18 protein-coding genes are annotated in these 16102 nt (G+C 60.1%); 14 read left to right on the top strand and 4 right to left on the bottom strand.

Translation table 11 applies throughout. The annotated features are described in order from the left end of the window. Window positions 1-307 precede the first annotated feature (307 nt). On the top strand, window positions 308-1147 hold the full coding sequence (locus QAT43_RS00405) for an alpha/beta fold hydrolase (protein WP_305041039.1): 840 nt from the start codon (window positions 308-310) through the stop codon (window positions 1145-1147). 103 nt (window positions 1148-1250) lie between these two features. Continuing rightward, window positions 1251-1631: a VanZ family protein gene (locus QAT43_RS00400; protein ID WP_305041038.1), complete on the top strand. Its 381-nt coding sequence runs from the start codon at window positions 1251-1253 to the stop codon at window positions 1629-1631. Here the strand turns inward: QAT43_RS00400 and bioA are convergent. Genes bioA through bioB form a run of 3 tightly spaced genes read right to left on the bottom strand, consistent with a single transcriptional unit; the run spans window position 1615 to window position 4700 of the window. After that, window positions 1615-2967 carry an adenosylmethionine--8-amino-7-oxononanoate transaminase gene (bioA, locus tag QAT43_RS00395; RefSeq protein ID WP_305041037.1) on the bottom strand — a complete coding sequence of 451 codons (1353 nt, stop codon included), beginning with the start codon at window positions 2965-2967 and terminating at the stop codon, window positions 1615-1617. The two genes, QAT43_RS00400 and bioA, sit on opposite strands and share 17 nt — an antisense overlap. A 28-nt stretch (window positions 2968-2995) precedes the next feature. Next, entirely contained in the window at window positions 2996-3736 is a 741-nt protein-coding gene (bioD, locus tag QAT43_RS00390; RefSeq protein ID WP_305041036.1) for a dethiobiotin synthase, read from the bottom strand. Further along, window positions 3726-4700, bottom strand: coding sequence for a biotin synthase BioB (gene bioB, locus QAT43_RS00385; protein ID WP_305041035.1), 975 nt, complete (start codon window positions 4698-4700; stop codon window positions 3726-3728). Before bioB ends, bioD begins: the two co-directional genes overlap by 11 nt. 227 nt (window positions 4701-4927) lie before the next feature. Here bioB and QAT43_RS00380 point away from each other — a divergent pair, with 227 nt between their 5' ends. From QAT43_RS00380 to QAT43_RS00365, 4 genes are all read left to right on the top strand, one after another. After that, window positions 4928-5494 carry a helix-turn-helix domain-containing protein gene (locus QAT43_RS00380; RefSeq protein ID WP_305041034.1) on the top strand — a complete coding sequence of 189 codons (567 nt, stop codon included), beginning with the start codon at window positions 4928-4930 and terminating at the stop codon, window positions 5492-5494. Window positions 5495-5553: 59 nt separating this feature from the next. Beyond that, the gene (locus tag QAT43_RS00375; protein WP_305041033.1) at window positions 5554-6120 is read left to right on the top strand and encodes a helix-turn-helix domain-containing protein; all 567 of its coding nucleotides are present in this window, start codon (window positions 5554-5556) and stop codon (window positions 6118-6120) included. A gap of 65 nt (window positions 6121-6185) precedes the next feature. Beyond that, a complete protein-coding gene (locus QAT43_RS00370; protein WP_305041032.1) occupies window positions 6186-7439 on the top strand; it encodes a tetratricopeptide repeat protein in 1254 nt (417 codons plus the stop codon). Window positions 7440-7565: 126 nt separating this feature from the next. Continuing rightward, on the top strand, window positions 7566-7847 hold the full coding sequence (locus QAT43_RS00365) for an HU family DNA-binding protein (RefSeq protein ID WP_305041031.1): 282 nt from the start codon (window positions 7566-7568) through the stop codon (window positions 7845-7847). Between the two features lie 77 nt (window positions 7848-7924). Here QAT43_RS00365 and QAT43_RS00360 read toward each other — a convergent pair whose 3' ends face one another. Then, window positions 7925-8047 carry a hypothetical protein gene (locus tag QAT43_RS00360; RefSeq protein WP_305041030.1) on the bottom strand — a complete coding sequence of 41 codons (123 nt, stop codon included), beginning with the start codon at window positions 8045-8047 and terminating at the stop codon, window positions 7925-7927. A gap of 13 nt (window positions 8048-8060) precedes the next feature. Between QAT43_RS00360 and QAT43_RS00355 the strand changes: the two genes are divergently transcribed. From QAT43_RS00355 to QAT43_RS00320, 8 genes are all read left to right on the top strand, one after another. After that, the gene (locus tag QAT43_RS00355) at window positions 8061-8582 is read left to right on the top strand and encodes a gamma carbonic anhydrase family protein (protein WP_305041029.1); all 522 of its coding nucleotides are present in this window, start codon (window positions 8061-8063) and stop codon (window positions 8580-8582) included. A gap of 101 nt (window positions 8583-8683) precedes the next feature. After that, complete coding sequence (locus tag QAT43_RS00350) at window positions 8684-10201, top strand: OmpA family protein (protein ID WP_305041028.1); 1518 nt, start codon at window positions 8684-8686, stop codon at window positions 10199-10201. Further along, on the top strand, window positions 10198-10668 hold the full coding sequence (locus tag QAT43_RS00345; protein WP_305041027.1) for an OmpA family protein: 471 nt from the start codon (window positions 10198-10200) through the stop codon (window positions 10666-10668). Before QAT43_RS00350 ends, QAT43_RS00345 begins: the two co-directional genes overlap by 4 nt. Window positions 10669-10679: 11 nt before the next feature. Continuing rightward, window positions 10680-11168: a Crp/Fnr family transcriptional regulator gene (locus tag QAT43_RS00340; protein ID WP_305041026.1), complete on the top strand. Its 489-nt coding sequence runs from the start codon at window positions 10680-10682 to the stop codon at window positions 11166-11168. 2 nt (window positions 11169-11170) lie between these two features. Next, on the top strand, window positions 11171-11818 hold the full coding sequence (locus QAT43_RS00335; RefSeq protein WP_305041025.1) for a hypothetical protein: 648 nt from the start codon (window positions 11171-11173) through the stop codon (window positions 11816-11818). Between the two features lie 90 nt (window positions 11819-11908). Further along, on the top strand, window positions 11909-13600 hold the full coding sequence (locus QAT43_RS00330; RefSeq protein WP_305041024.1) for a Na/Pi cotransporter family protein: 1692 nt from the start codon (window positions 11909-11911) through the stop codon (window positions 13598-13600). Window positions 13601-13748: 148 nt separating this feature from the next. Then, window positions 13749-15518 carry an indolepyruvate ferredoxin oxidoreductase subunit alpha gene (gene iorA / locus QAT43_RS00325; protein WP_305041023.1) on the top strand — a complete coding sequence of 590 codons (1770 nt, stop codon included), beginning with the start codon at window positions 13749-13751 and terminating at the stop codon, window positions 15516-15518. After that, window positions 15508-16086, top strand: coding sequence for an indolepyruvate oxidoreductase subunit beta (locus QAT43_RS00320; RefSeq protein WP_305041022.1), 579 nt, complete (start codon window positions 15508-15510; stop codon window positions 16084-16086). Before iorA ends, QAT43_RS00320 begins: the two co-directional genes overlap by 11 nt. Window positions 16087-16102: the final 16 nt, after the last annotated feature.

Here is a 16102-nt window from a genome sequence, read left to right as displayed (position 1 = left end):
TTGCATATTTGCAAAACGGCTAAAAAAGTTTGTGGAGTTGCGCCATCTCATTGAATCTTCGTATGAAAATTCTTCGATGTCCGGATGCGGAAGTGGACACTTTCGCATTTCTGCAAAGAAGATCATTTCCCCAAGGTATGGCTTTGGTTTTTCAACATCTTGAAAATATGACGGAATATTCTTTTAAAACAATTTTTTAAAATTTGGTACGAGGGTTGCTCAAAGGAACGAAGAGGCTTAAACAAACCTGACTTCCCTACGAGCAGCCCCCCGTCGGCGGGGCCTCATCCAAACCAGGAGGATGGCGATGAAGGCAAAAATCAACGGCGTGCAGATCGGCTATGATGATTTCGGCAAAGGCCCCGCGGTTCTGTTCATTCACGGCTATCCCCTGAACCGCAAAATGTGGCGCCGCCAGGTGGAACCCTTGGTCAGCGACGGCTTTCGCGTGGTCCTTACCGATCTGAGCGGTTTCGGCGAAAGCGAACTGCGTGACAATGCCGGGGATATCAACGCTCATGCCGACGACCTGGTGGGCTTGCTGAATTACCTGGGCATCGGCCGCGCCGTGGTGTGCGGCATTTCCATGGGCGGGTATGTTCTCTTCGATCTGCTGGAGCGCTATCCGCAAAGGGTGGCGGGGGCCTGTTTCGTGGTGACGCGGCCCGTCGGTGACGACGTGCAGGAGCGAGTCAAGCGTGCCGAACTGCGCGCGGCCCTGGAAAATGGACGGATCGAGGAGGTCCGCGAAGCCTTCATGCAGGTTCTCGTGGCCCCCAAGGGCAAGAAGGTGCGCTCGCCGGATATGCGTGAAGTGTGCAAATGGGTGCGCAGCACCGATCCCCGCGGCCTGGCGGCGGGCCTTGAAGCCATCGGCCGCCGCAAGGATTACACGCCTCTGCTCAAGCGCCTGTCCCTGCCCACCCTCGTGGTCGGAGCCGAGGAAGATCGCGTCATCCATCCCCTGCATTCAGAGATGCTCGCCCGCCACCTGCCCAACTGTTTTCGCGCGGTCAGTCTCAAGGGCGGCCATCTGGTGAATCTGGAGAAATTCCAGGCGTTCAACAGCCACTTGCTTGATTTCCTCAGGTCCTTGGTGCCGCGGGCGGAGGAAGAGTGCGACGAGCCCGCCGATCAGCTCGGTTGATGGTACATCCCCCGGCCGCGCCGCAATGACGTTGCGGCGCGGCCGGGGTTGCCCTTGGCAACGGGGATGCTTTCGGGTTAAGGTCTGACCCCGGAGGCACACCGTGAACCTGTTTAGACATTCCCTCTTGATTCTCTATTGCGCTGCCTTGGCGTGGCTTTCCCTCTCCTCATCTCTCCCGCAGACCGGACCCGACTGGCTGCACAAGGACAAGCTCGGCCATGCCTTGGCTTACGCCCTGATGACTCTGCTTGCCGCCTGGGCCTGGAGCGGCCAACAAGGGTTGAGCCGCAAGGGACTGGTTCTGGGATTGGTCTTTGCCATGGGCTTCGGCGGCGCCCTGGAGATCCTGCAGGGGGTGGTGAGCCGCGCGCGGCATGCGGAATGGTGGGATCTGGCCGCCAATATCAGTGGGGGGCTGTTGGTGTTTGGCGGCGGCCTCTGGTGGCTCGCTCGCCGGCGAAAGCTCAATCCTCGCGGGTGATTTCCTCAAGACAATCCCAGGCGATGTCCAGGAGCCTGGTCAGAACGTCCTCGGGGATGTTGAGGGGCGGCATGAAATAGATGACGTTGCCCAGGGGGCGCAGCAGGGCGCCGCGCTCCAGGGCCTTTTGGTAAAAGCGGTAGCCACGGCGCTGCTGCCAAGGATAGCCGCGTTTTTCCTCCTTGTTTTCCACCATCTCAATCGCCGCCACCAGGCCGCAACGCCGCATTTCTCCGACATGGGGATGGGCGGCGAAGCGCCGGCGCGCCTCCTCCAGCATGCGCATGCGCGGTTCCAGCCCCCCGAGAATATCCTCCTCGTCAAAGATTTTCATGACCTCGACGGCCAGGGCGCAGGCCAGGGGATTGCCCGTGTAGGAATGGGAATGGAGAAAGGCCTTGAGGGTTGGGTAGTCGTCGTAGAAGCCCTGGTAGATTTCATCCGTCGTCAGGGCGACGGACAGGGGTAGATAGCCGCCGGTGATGCCCTTGGACAGGCAGAGGATATCCGGGGCGGTGCCGGCGTGTTCGTTGGCGAAAAAACGGCCGGTGCGGCCGAAGCCGACGGCGATTTCATCGGCGATGTAATGCACCTCGAAGCTGTCGCACAAGGCGCGCAACTTCTTGAGGTAGGCGGGCGGATAGATGCGCATGCCCGCCGCCGCCTGAATCAGGGGCTCGATGATTACGGCGGCGATTTCCTCGTGATGGGCGGCGAGGGTGCGCTCCATGTGCTCGAAACACTCGGCGGCGCAATGGTCGCGGTGCAAGCCGTAGGGACAGCGGTAGCAGTCGGGACCCGGCACGGAAAATCCCTGCATGAGAATCGGTTGGTAGATCTGGCGGTAGAGTTCGCAGCCGCTGACCGCCAGGGCGCCGAGGGTTTCGCCGTGGTAAGCCTCGCTGATGGACACGAACCGGGTTTTGCCGGGCTTTCCGCACTGCTGCCAGTATTGAAAGCTCATCTTCAGCGCCACCTCGACGGCCGCCGAGCCGTTGTCGGCGAAAAACACCCGATTGAGTTTGCCGGGGGCTTTTTCACAAAGGCGTCGCGCCAGTTCCACCGCCGGTTCATGGGTAAAGCCGGCGAAAATATGGTGAGCGATGCGCTGGGATTGGTCGAGGAGGGCGCGATTGAGACGCGGATGGTTGTGGCCGAAGAGGTTCACCCACCAGGAGGAGACCGCGTCGATGATCCGCTCGCCGCGCGCGGTGATCAGATAGCTGCCCTCGCCGCGCGCAATGGGGATGGGCGGCAGGGCTTCATGATCCTTTTCCTGGGTGCAGGGGTGCCAGACGTGCCGGCGGTCGAGGCGGACAATCTCTTCGTAATTCATGGCTTGAATGATTTTTCTCAGGTTGATTCTAGAATTTGTCCGGCCAGGCTAGGTTGCGCCGCAAGATGCGGTAGGTGGGCAACTCCGGAATCTGGCGGGCGAGGGCGACAACCTTGTCCCGGTCGCCGCCGGCCACTTCGTCGAGCACGCCGAACAAATCCGCCGGAACCAGGGAGGCCAGGGTGTGTGGGGCCTCACTCATGGCCTCGTCGGGGTGGGCGGGCATGCCGTTGATCAGGAAACCGGCAACGCTCAAGCCCAGGGTTTGAGCGCAAAAGACCGTCAGCAGGCTGTGGTTGATGGTCCCCAGGTGCGGACGGCACACTACCAGCATGGGCAACTTCATGGCCAGGGCCAGATCCGCCATGAGCAAGCCGCCCGCCAGGGGCACCATCAGCCCGCCGGCCCCTTCGACAATGACGAAATCATGCTCGCGACGCAGACGCCGGGAGCTTTCCACCAATCCGCCGAAATCGATGAATGCCTTGTCTTTATCCGCGGCCAACGAAGGCGCCAGAGGGCGTCGCAGACGCACCGGCGCGACATCGTCCAGTGGTGCCCGACAGTCGGCGGCCCAGCGCAGCAAGGCGGCATCGGGGCCTTCCTGTGCCGGATCGACGACACCGGTCTCCGCCGGCTTCATCACCCCGACTCTCAGGCCCTGATCCCGCAGATGGCGGGCGAGGGCGGCCGCCACCAGGGTTTTGCCGACCCCCGTGTCGGTACCGGTCACGAATATCCCTGGGGCGAGGGGCTGTTCAGCAGACATCGACACGCACCTCGGCGTCGGCGAACATCCGCAGGTCGGTGTTCACGTCCCGCCCGGTCGTAGTCAGATAATTGCCCACCATGGTGCCGCTGGCGCCGGCCATGAAAATCCACGACTGAAATTCGCGCAGGTTGTGTTCGCGCCCGCCGCAGACGGCGATGCGCTTGGTCGGCAGCAGATAGCGGAACAAGGCGATGATGCGCACGCAATCAAGGGGGGTCAGGTAGCCGGCGCCTTCCAGGGGGGTGCCCGCCACGGGATTGAGAAAGTTCAGGGGCACCGAATCCACATCCAATTCGCGCAGGGTGAGGGCCAGTTCGACGCGTTGCTCCAGGCTCTCGCCCAGCCCGAAAATGCCCCCGCAGCAGACCTTCATGCCGGCGCGCTTGGCCGCGCGCACCGTTTCGACGTCTTCCTCGTAGTCGTGGGTGGTGCAGACCTGGGGAAAGAAGGAGCGGGCGGTTTCCAGGTTGTGGTGATAGGTGACGCAGCCGGCATCCGCCAACCCCCGGGCCATCCGATCATCGAGCAGGCCGAGGGACGCCGAGGGATCGATGGTCGTTTCCCGCCGGATGCGGCGCAGGGCCGCAAGAATCGTGTCGCGCTCGCGGCCCGCGGCGATGTTGGTGCCGCTGGTGACGATGCCGTAGCAGTGCGAGCCGGCGGCGGCCGCCGCATGAGCGCCGGCGACCAGTTCGTCCTCGCTCTTGAGGGGATAAATGGGAGCGTTGGTGTCGTGATGGGCCGATTGGGCGCAGAAACTGCAATTTTCGCTGCATTTGCCCGATTTGGCATTGATGATGGAGCAGAGTTCGATGCGATCGCCGAAGGTCTTTTCCCGCAACTGGTGGGCACCCGCCAGGATCGCGGTCAATTCCGCCCCGCGCGCCCGCAGGATGGCCAATCCTTCGGCTTCGCTCAGCGGTTGATTGTTGATAGCTTTGGTCAGAAATGGGTTGTTCATGGAAATATTCTCCAGCATTCAACAGTCAGAAATCAAGATAACTGCTTGATTACAGGAAATGACGCCGGGTTGTCAACCTTTGAGTTGGCCATGGTTGACAATTAACAATTTTCAATATTATACTATTTCTGGTTTTGCTTTCTCATATCGTATCGACAGAGGTGTTGACAGGCAAAAACCAGAATGATAAAACATCATTTTATTTATCTTTGGGAGTTTCTTTCATTATGGTGAAGCAACTGATCGGCAAAAAGCTCAAGTCCACCCGCCTGCGCAATGACATGACAATTCAGGAACTGGCCAGGAAATCGAGGGTTTCCTCCAATATGATCTCGCGCATCGAGCGCGGCCTGACCATCCCCTCTGTGGAAATCCTCATGAAGCTGGCCGACGCCTTCGGCATGAGCATCAGCTTTTTTGTCGAGGAAGCCGAACGCGGCACCCTCATCGTGCCGACCATTCAGCGCAAGGGCGAGCCGATTTTTTTCTTCGAGGACAAGCATCAGATCACCAGCCTGACCCATGGCATTCGCGACCCCGGTTTCAGTGTCTTCTGCGACACCCTGGAAGAGGGGTGCAGCAGCGGGCAGGGGGGCATGGTGCACACCGGGGAAGAGTTCGCCTACGTGCTCAAGGGCAAGATGCAGTTCGTCATCGACGGGCAGAACTACGTGCTGGAAGAAGGGGATTCCATCGTTTTCAAGGCCTCCCTGCCGCATCGCTGGGACAATCTCCATGCCGGGCAAACGGAAATTCTCTGGGTTGTTTCCCCCGCGCCCAATGTTTCTCAATAAAATGAAAATTTTTCTGGACCTCTTGATCTGACGGCCTACATCCCGGAGCACCGATCCCCATGCGCATCAAGAAAATTGTCGGCAAAAAACTCAAGGCCATTCGCCTGAAAAACGATATGACCATTCAGGAACTCGCGGAAAAATCCGGGGTGTCCTCCAACATGATCAGCCGCGTCGAGCGCGGCCTGACCATTCCCTCGGTGGAAATCCTGATGAAACTGGCGGGCGTGTTTGACAAGAGCATCAACTACTTCGTCGAAGAGGTGAGCACCACCAACGAAGTGGTCTTTACCCGCCCCGGCGGGCGCGATACCACGGTTTACGACGATGAGCACAACATGCACACCGAATCCTTTACCTCGGGGCTGCGCGATCCCCAGTTCATGTCGTTTTTCTGCACCGTGCCTCCTGGCGGCACCAGCGGCCGCCAGCACATGTATCACCCCGGAGACGAACTGATCTATATGATCGAAGGGCGCCTCAAGGTCACCATCGCCGGCGAGGAGTATGTCCTGACTCCAGGCGACAGCCTGTCCTTCAAGTCCCATTTGCCCCATCGCTGGGACAATATCAGCGACCAGGACGCCAAGGTGCTCTGGACGCTCTCTCCCTTTACCATTATTTAAATCCATTCCGTGACGCCCGCGGCCGAGAGGCCCGGGCGTTCGCCTTTGCCCGACAGGAACTCCATATGGTTTTTTCTCGCTTATTCGGTCGCAAGAATCCCCTCGATCAGGTGCGCGGCGCCGTGCGCGACAGTCGCTGGGCCGACGCCCTGCGCATCGGCGAAGGCATCGATCCGCATTCTCTTTCCGCCCCCGAGCAGGATGAATTGGCGCATCTGCTGTCTGAGGCAGGTGATTGTCTGGCCCGGCTTAATCTGGAGGAAGGCGAGGCCTGTCGGCGTGCCGGCGACGAGGACAAGGGGCGTGAACATCTTGAGCTGGCGCTGGCTCAGGCCCGCGATGGTCAGTTGCGGCAAAACATCGCCGACGCCCTGGGCCGCAAGGCCGCTTCGCCACCGCCTCTCGTTGCCGCTCCGGCGGCGGGTCACTGCGGCGGCGGAAGTTGCGGGGGCGGCGCGGGATACGCCTCGGATAGCGGCGAGGTGGATCACCTTGACGAGGAAACACGTTTTGAACTGACCCTGAGCTCCTATCCGCCCGAGATGGCACAACGCTATGCCGGGGTCGGCGCCGCGTTCCGCAAGGCCTTTCTGGCGGCTCATGATGGTCGTGACGCCGAAGCGGTCGAACTCTATGCCCAGGTTGCCGAAGGGGCGCGCGACGATCTGTTCTACTTTGAGCGCGGCGGTCTTTTGGCGCGCACCGGCGATTTTGCCGGCGCGCGCCGGGATTTGCATCTAGCCCTGCAACTCAATCCATCCCATGAGCAGGCCCTGGAGGCGCTCATTACCCTGGAGCTGGCGCAAAACGCCTACAATGAGGCGAAGAAACAGGCCGAGCGCGGCATTGAAACCGGCACCGCCAAATCCTTTTGTCTGGGGCGCCTGGCCTTCATTCACGCTCGGGAGGGCAATGCCGACCAGGCGTTGAGCTCTGCCCGCGAGGCCCTGCGAACCGGCGCCGCCGAGCTTGACGTGCTGTTGTTGGCGGCCTCGTTGCATGAGCGGCGCGGAGAACTCGGCGAAGCCGAGGCGTTGCTGTCCGCGACGGGCGGCGGCGGGTGCAAGGGCGGCGCATCGGCCTATCTGGCCGAATTCTGGCTGCGCCACGGACGCAACCTCGAAAAAGCCCTGGATGCCTTCAATCAGGCGGCGCGGCAAGAGCCGGCCAATCCGCGTTGGCCCTTGCGCATCGGCGAAACCTATCTGGCGCGTGGTTGGAAGAAGGAGGGCCGCGCGCTCATTGAGCAGGCTTTGGCGCATCCCGATCTGGCACCGGAACTTAAGGAATCAGGTCAAAAACTGATCTCCGCCCTCTGACGGGGCGAAAAGTTCGGGCCAAGTTGACAGCTTTTCCTCAGGGGGTATATTTTTGACAAAGGTTTTAGGCGGTTAGGATTGTTTTGGGGTCCGAGCCAAGGTGATCGAGATTCCCGGGGAGGCACCATGAACAAGTCTGAACTCGTGGAAAAACTGGCCAGCAAAAAAAACCTGACCTACAAGAAGTCCGAGGAAATCGTCAATCTGATCTTCAATTCCATGACGGATGCCCTGATCAAGAGCGACCGGATTGAAATCCGCGGCTTCGGCAGTTTCGTCGTCAAGGATTACAAGGATTACATGGGACGCAATCCCAAAACCGGCGAGGTCATTCACGTCAAGCCCAAGAAGCTGCCGTTTTTCAAAGTCGGCAAGGAGTTGCGGGAACGCGTCAACAAAAGTCATTAAGCGCTCCCTTGGGTCGAAAAGTTGTCATTTGGCCGAAAGCAGGTCGAGGTATACCTGCGTGATGCCGGCTTGATGACTTAAATGATTCTGGCAAGCCCGGAAAAGTCCGTCTTTTCCGGGCTTGCTTCGTTCGGACGGGCCATCGGTGGTTTTTTGTTTTCCAGTCTTTCTTTGGCATGGTTCATGATAGAAAAATTCATTCAGGAGACTCCCATGTTGCTGCCCTTTGTTAACGCAGAGCCCCGTCTTGAAGGAGAGGTGTTTGTCGAGGAAAGCGCCCGGGTGATCGGCGATGTCGTCATCGGTCATCAGTCGAGCCTCTGGTTCAATGTGGTCGTTCGCGGGGATGTCAATCACATCCGCATCGGCGAGCGCACCAATATCCAGGACGGCAGCGTCATCCACGTCACCCGCCACATTCATCCGACCCTTCTCGGCGACGATGTGACCGTCGGCCATAACGTCACCCTGCACGGGTGCACCATCGGCAATCGCTGCCTGATCGGCATCGGCGCCATCATCCTCGACGGCGCGGTGATCGGGGATGATTGCCTGATCGCCGCCGGGTCCCTGGTGGCGCCGGGGACGCACATCCCTTCGGGGCACCTGGCCCTGGGCAGCCCGGCACGCGTCAAGCGGGCGCTCAACGACAAGGAGCTGGCGCACCTGAAGCTTTCCGCGGAAAACTATATCGGCTACATGCAGCAGTATCTGTCCTTGCGTGAAAGTCGGTAGGTAATCAGGGATTGATTTTGAACGCCAATAGTATTAAGATCCGATTAATTATTTTTTTGCCATAGTGGATCGACCCAAGCTGCCCAAGGGAAAGGATTTGAATGAGAACCGCCACCGTCATGTTGCTTGCTTCGAGCATCCTGGCCTTGGGGCTGATGTTTCCAGCTCCTGGTGGCGCGGTTCCAACCCAGTTCGGCATCAGCGGCCTGCTGACCCAGCCGAACGCCGAAACCCTGGACGCCGGCAATCTCAGCTTCGGCTTGTGGCTCGATCACTCCGATTCCGACAGCGGTTCGGCAACCATTGTCCCCGCCGCCCTGACCCTGGGCCTGGGCTCCTTTCTCGAAGTCTACGGTTCCTATCCCAACCTGCTGTTCAACGACGACGACCTGCAAAGCGGCAAGGGCGATGTGGCCCTGGGCTTCAAGTCGCGCATTCTCGGCAAGCGCTCCGCCCCGTTCAAGCTGGCCCTGGATATCCAGGGCCGCCGCTCGGTGTCGGACCAGCCGGGACGCGACGGCATCAACAGCTACCTGGGGCGCATGATTGTCAGTTACCGCCCCGAACGGTTCGGCGTGCACGCCAATGTCGGCTACCAGATCAACGACAACCCGGCGGATGCCGTTTTCGATGACCAGGTCGTCGCCGGCGGAGGCATTGAATTCTATCCGAACCCCCGCGCGCGCCTCATTGCCGAAGTCAGCTACGCCACGGAAAAAGAGGCGGGGAGGGGGGATGAGGGCGAAGCCACCGTCGGTCTTCAGTATTTCGCCTCTCCCCACCTGACCCTCAACCTTGGGGTGGGTTTCGGCCTCTACGATGCCAGTCCGGGCTGGCGGGTTCTGCTCGGCATGTCGACCACCCAGGGGGTGGGCACCTATTTTACGCCGGTGCCTCGCGTGATCCAGCCGCCCGATCCTCTCGAAGTCAAGGAAGGCGAGGAAGCCGCCGGGCCGATTCCCCTGATCCGTCCCCTCTCGCCCTTGCTCGCCGCGCAGGCTCGACCACGCGCCCTGACCGGGGTGGAAAAACTCGAGGTGCCGGTGCCGCCGCCGGGTCAGGCCGCCGAGGTCGTGCTGAGCCGCGCCGAACGGCTGCCCCTCGAAGAGTCCCCGGCGGTTCGCACCCGCGGATTCAGCGCCATTGCGCCCATGACATCCACCGAGACCCAGGATCTGGCGGAGGAGGGCGAAGGGGAGGCTGTCGCCGAGAACGGGGACGGGGGCGGCGATACCGCGATCAAGACCTTCGTTTATCGTAAGTTCCGTCTGCCGGCATTGACTTTCGCCCATGACCAGTGGACCCTCTCCGAGGAGGGACGCCAGGCGGTTTTCGACATCCTCCAAAACCTGCGTGAGGATGGCCGCTGGTTTTTGCTGCGCATCGACGGTCACACCGACAATGTCGGATCGGAACAGTACAATTCACGTCTTTCGCTGCGGCGCGCGATTTCCCTGGGCGCCCATATCGTCAATCATGAGGGTCTTGACCCGGCGCGGATTTTCGTCAAGGGTTTCGGTCAGGATCAGCCCATTGCCGATAACGATACGGTTGAGGGGCGCGCCGCCAATCGCCGGGTCGAAATTCTGGTACTGCTGCCCAAGGAGTCGTCCCGGTGAAAACGATCAGCTTGGTGCTGGGGGCGGCATTTTGCTTCCTGTTGACCCTTGCCCCTCACTCCTCGGCGCGGGACATCGACGCTTTTTTTTCAAGTCGCCAGGTGTTGGGAACCATTTATTTTCCGGAAGGTTCCACCGATCTCGATAAACAGGGCGAAGCCCAGATCCTGGCGCTGCTTCCGCGCCTGCGCAACCTGGATCCGGCCTTGAAACTGGTGCGTGTCGAGGGATTTTCGGCCGTGGCCGGAAAAGACGCGGATGGCGTGACCCAGGCCATGCTGCGCGCTCAGGCGGTGTGGAATTTTCTGCACGCGAAGGGTGCCGGGACCGAACGCTACACTCTCAACGGCCAGTTGTCCGGCCGCGGCGCCGGTTCGCAGCCGCCCCCCGATCGTGCGGAAATCGTGGTCTATGATAATCTTCTGGACATTCATCCGGTCGAGGTCGACCAGCTCATCAAACGGTAGATGCAATGGAGATGCGGATTTTTGAAGAATTGCGGGATTGCCCCTTGCTCAAGGGACTTGATGAGGGCGAGCTGAGCCTGCTGGGAGAAACCTTCGTGCCCCGGCGGATGATCGAGGGCACCACGGTCTTTATCGAAAACATGCCCGGCGAATCCCTGTATCTGATTCAGCAGGGAGCGGTGCAGATCTCGCGGATGTCCCCCGACGGCGAGGAGCGGACCTTGCTGATCCTCGGCCCCGAGAATGTTTTCGGTGAACTGGCGGTGATTGCTCCGGGCCTGCGCCCCGTGACGGCGCGCATCGTCGAAGCGGCTTCGCTGCTCAATCTGACACGCAAGGATTTCGACCAACTCTGTGAGCGTCACCCGCGTCTGGGCATGAAGCTCATGCGCAATATCGTGCGGGTTTTCAGCGAGCGGGTACGTGCGGCGGAAGAAGATTTTCACGAAATGCTGCGTTTTGTTCTGGGCAAATCGCCCCATCATGCCGGAGGTCAATGACCATGACGACGCGACTGGTTGCCCTTTCCCTCTGCGCCTTGCTGTTTCTGTGCGGCTGTGCCGGCGTGAAAATCGTTCCTCAGCCCGGAGAAGGTTCCCAGGTCAACCTGGCCGAGGGATCCATCACCCAGGTCAAGAACAACCTGAGCCTGAGCGTTCGCGTGCAGGATCTTGAAGTTCGCCCCTATCAGCGCGTCGACAATCTGGTGTCCTTTCACGTCGCCGCCGTCAACAGCGGCAACCAGGAACTTAACCTGAGCCTCGGCGGGTTTTTTCTGGTGGACGAAACCGGCCGTCAGGCAACGCCCCTGACCCCCGCCAAGGTCCAGGAGATGATCGCGCGAGACTCCTTTTACCTGATCCCCTATCCCTACGTCGGGTACTACTACCTTAAGGACGCGGTCCGTGTTTCCCAGGCCGCGACTTTCGACAGCTCCCTGCCGTATTTTCCCCAGCGCTTCCCCCAGACCCTGCACACCGAGGCCTTGCCGGAATCCATTTTGCTGCCCGGTAGCCGCGTCTCCGGACTGATCTACTTCGTGGCGGATTTGACGCGCATGAAATCCTTTGAATTGCGCTATTTTATGCCCGATTCTTCTCTGTCGGGGGAGGAAGATTTTCGCTTCCCCTTTTCCGTTGAAAAAAACTGACCCTTCCGCTATATTCAGCGCGTTTTTCGCGTCATCCTCATCTTTTCCTAACACTTATCTCTCTCCCCCTGGCGGGTACTGGAGAAATCCATGTCTGTTCTCCTCAATGAGGCTTTTCTATTTGGTCTCTTCGGTGGTCTCGGTCTGTTTCTCTACGGCATGAAGATCATGTCGGAGGGTTTGCAGAAACTTGCCGGCGAGCGCATGCGCAAGATTCTCGCCGCCCTCACCAACAACCGCATCATGGGAACCCTGGTCGGTATCGGCGTCACCACCATCATTCAATCATCGAGCGCCACCACCGTCATGGTCGTGGGTTTCGTCAACGCCGGCCTGATGAATCTCATGCAGGCCATCGGCGTGGTGCTTGGCGCCAATATCGGCACCACCGTCACGGCCCAGATCATCGCCTTCAAGATCACCAAGTACGCCCTGCCGGCCATCGGTTTCGGCGTCATGCTCATGCTTTTTTGCCGGAAAAAACGAACCTATTCCTATGTGGGCGAGGCGCTGCTGGGTTTCGGCATGCTGTTCTTCGGCTTGACCATCATGCGCGACGCCTTCGATCCCTTCAAGACCAGCGAACAGTTCCGCCAGTTTTTCCTGCTCATCGGCGACAACCTGCTGCTCGGCGTGCTGGTCGGGGCCATCATGACGGTCATCGTGCAGAGCAGTACCGCGGTCATCGCCATCACCCTGGCCTTGGCCAGCAGCGGTCTGCTGACCTTCGAGTCGAGCGTCGCCCTGATTCTCGGGGAGAATATCGGCACCACCGTCACCGCCAATCTCGCCGCCCTAGGCACCAATCTGGCGGCGCGGCGCACCGCCTTGGCGCATTTTCTGTTCAACGTCATCGGCGTGGCCTACATGCTGGTGCTCTTTCCCGTTTTTCTACAGATCATCACCGCCATCACGCCGGGCGATCCCAACCTGATTCTGCAAACTCAGGCGCAGGCCGACGCCTTCGGCATGCGGGTAGGCGACAACCCTTACATCGCGCGCCACATCGCCAACACCCATACCCTGTTCAACATCATCAATACCCTGATTTTCCTGCCTATCATCGGCATCCTGGCCAAACTCACAACCATCCTCATTCGCGGTAAGGATGAGATATCCGAATATCATCTGAAATACATCGACACCCGCGTGTTGAATACCCCGCCCATCGCCCTGGGCCAAGCACGTTCCGAAACCCGCCGCATGGGCCAGATCTGTCTTGAAATGGTGGATGAGACCACCCTCTATCTCAAGGAGCCGAACGAAAAGCGCCTGGAGGGCCTGATTAAGAAGGAAGAGATGGTCGACCTGCTGCAAAGGGACATCACCAACTTCCTGGTGGCGCTCTCCCAGCAGCCCATCTCGTCCCAAACCTCCAAGGACATCGCCTCGCTCATGCATATGGTCAACGACTTTGAACGTATCGGTGATTACTGCGAGAAAATCTGGCTGCTGGCGCAGCGCAAGCAGCAGCAGAAGATCATTTTCTCGGAGATCGCCGATAACGACATCGCCGACATGGCTCAGAAAACCCGCGATTTTCTCACCCTCATCGTCTCGGCCCTGGAACGCAATGATGTTTCGGTCATGGACAAGGCCGAGTTCATGGAGCGCGCCATCAACCAGACCGAGGAAACCTACCGCAACGGCCACATTGCCCGTCTCAATACCGGCGAGTGCGCGGTGCAGCCCGGCCTGATCTTTATCGACATGCTGCACAGCTTTGAAAAGATCGGCGATCACACCTTCAACGTGACCAAGGCCCTGGTCGGGCGCAAATAGATTCCGGGCGCCCGCTTCCCTGGGAGCGGGCGCCAACTCCCCATAATCCTGAATGAAATTGACTTTCTCCCCCGCTTGATCTATAGTCCCTGTTCCGCAATTTCCCCTGCACATTTGACCGCTGATCGCGACTCTGGAAAGGACATCCATGGACAAGACCATTCTCTCGGGCAATGAAGCCTTTGCCCGCGGCGCCTTCGAAGCAGGCGTCAAGGTGGCCTCGGCTTATCCCGGCACGCCCAGCACGGAAATTCTTGAAAACATCGCCCATCACTATCCCAGCATCGACTCTTCCTGGGCGCCCAACGAAAAGGTGTCCCTGGAGGTGGCCATCGGCGCCTGCTTCGGCGGCGCGCGCGCCCTGTGCACCATGAAGCACGTGGGTGTCAACGTGGCGGCCGATCCCCTGTTCACTCTCTCCTATACAGGCGTGCGCGGCGGTCTGGTGCTGATCGTCGCCGACGACCCAGAACTGCATTCGTCCCAGAACGAGCAGGACAGCCGCCATTACGCGCGCTTTGCCAAGGTGCCCATGTTCGAGCCCTCCGACAGCGAGGAGGCGCGCGCCTTCACCCGCTTGGCGTTCGAGGCGAGCGAGCAGTTCGACACGCCGGTCATGGTGCGCTCGACCACGCGCATTTCCCATTCCAAGTCCATTGTTTATCCCCAGGCGCCGGTTGAGAACCTTCCCGCGCCGAGCCTGGTCCGTGATCCGGCCAAGCTGGTCATGCTGCCCGGCAATGCCCGCAAGCGGCACTACTTTGTCGAGGAGCGCCTGGCGAACATGGCCGAGTGGTCCTGCTCCCAGTCCTTCAACCGCATCGAGGAAGGCCGGGGCGATGTGGGCGTCATCACCGCCGGCGTGGCTTACCAATACGCCAAGGAAGTGCTGCCCGAGGCCCATGTGCTTAAACTCGGCCTGGTGCATCCGCTGCCCAAGCAACTGATTCGCGAATTCGCCGCGCGCTGCAAGACGCTCTACGTCATCGAGGAACTCGATCCCTTCATCGAAGAGCAGGTGCGGGCCATGGGTATCGAGGTGCACGGCAAGGATCTGCTGTCGGTCTGCGGCGAGCTGACCCCCGGCCGCGTGGCCGCCGGCCTGTTCAAACAGGAAATTCCCGAGGGATTCACTCCCACGGAGACCCTGCCGCAGCGTCCGCCCAACATGTGTCCCGGCTGTCCCCATCGCGGGGTGTTCTATGAGCTCAACCGCCTTAAGGCCTACGTCACCGGCGACATCGGTTGCTACACCCTGGGCTTCATGCCGCCGCTCTCGGCCATGGACACTTGCGTGTGCATGGGTGCCAGCATCGGCAACGCCACCGGCATCAGCAAGGTGTTGCCTCCCGAGGAGCAGAAAAAGGTGGTGGCCGTCATCGGCGATTCGACCTTCCTGCACACCGGCATCAACGGCCTGATCGACATGGTCTACAACGGCTCCACCGCCACCCTGATCATTCTCGACAACAGCACCACGGGCATGACCGGCCGCCAGGACCATCCCGGCACGGGCTACAGCCTCAAAGGCGACCCCAGCTACCAGGTGGATCTCGAAGGCTTGTGTCGCTCGGTGGGGGTCAAGCATGTGTACACCATCGACCCCTATGGCCTGGAGGAAACCCGCGAGCTGATCAAGCGCGAGATGGAGCGCCCCGAGGTTAGCGTCATCATCACCCGGCGCGCCTGCATGCTGCACAAGCGCGACCTGATCCAGAGAAAACCACCCCTGTTTGTCGACGCCGACAAATGCACGGCCTGCAAGGCCTGCCTCAAGCTCGGCTGTCCTGCCATCAAATGGAATCCGACGGCCGGAACCAAGGGTCAGGCGGAAATCGACAAGCTGATCTGCGTGGGTTGCGAGGTCTGCATGCAGGTGTGTAAATTCGGTGCGTTTGGAGTCTGCGATGAAAAATAAGGTGCAAAACATCCTGCTGGTCGGGGTCGGCGGTCAGGGTATCCTGCTCGCCAGCGAAATTCTTTCCGAAGTGCTCATGCTCGGCGGTTACGACGTGAAGAAGGCCGAGGTGCACGGCATGGCCCAGCGCGGCGGCAGCGTCGTGTCCCACGTGCGTTACGGCGAGAAGGTCTACTCGCCCATCATTCCCGAGGGCGAAGCCGATATCCTCTTTGGTTTCGAGCTGCTCGAATCCTACCGCTACCTGCCGCTGCTCAAGAAGGACGGCCAGGTGGTCGCCAGCGACCTGCAAATCGTGCCTCCCGGCGTGGCCCTCGGCAAGGAAAACTATCCCGAGGATATTCCGGACAAGATCAGGGCCGCCTTTCCCCGCAGCCGCATCGTCAATGCCATGGCCCTCGCCCAGCAGGCCGGCAACATGCGCACGGTCAACACCGTGCTGCTCGGGGCCTTGTCCAACATGATGGAGATCTCCGCGGAGGCTTGGAATCAAGCCATGCACAACCGGGTTCCCGCGAAGTTCCTCGACGAAAATCTGAAAGCCTTCGCCCTGGGACGCCAGGCTTGAACCACAAAGGAGATGA

This window comes from Geoalkalibacter sp., assembly GCF_030604225.1.
GTDB lineage: Bacteria > Desulfobacterota > Desulfuromonadia > Desulfuromonadales > Geoalkalibacteraceae > Geoalkalibacter.
This window is presented reverse-complemented; position numbering and strand designations above follow the sequence as displayed.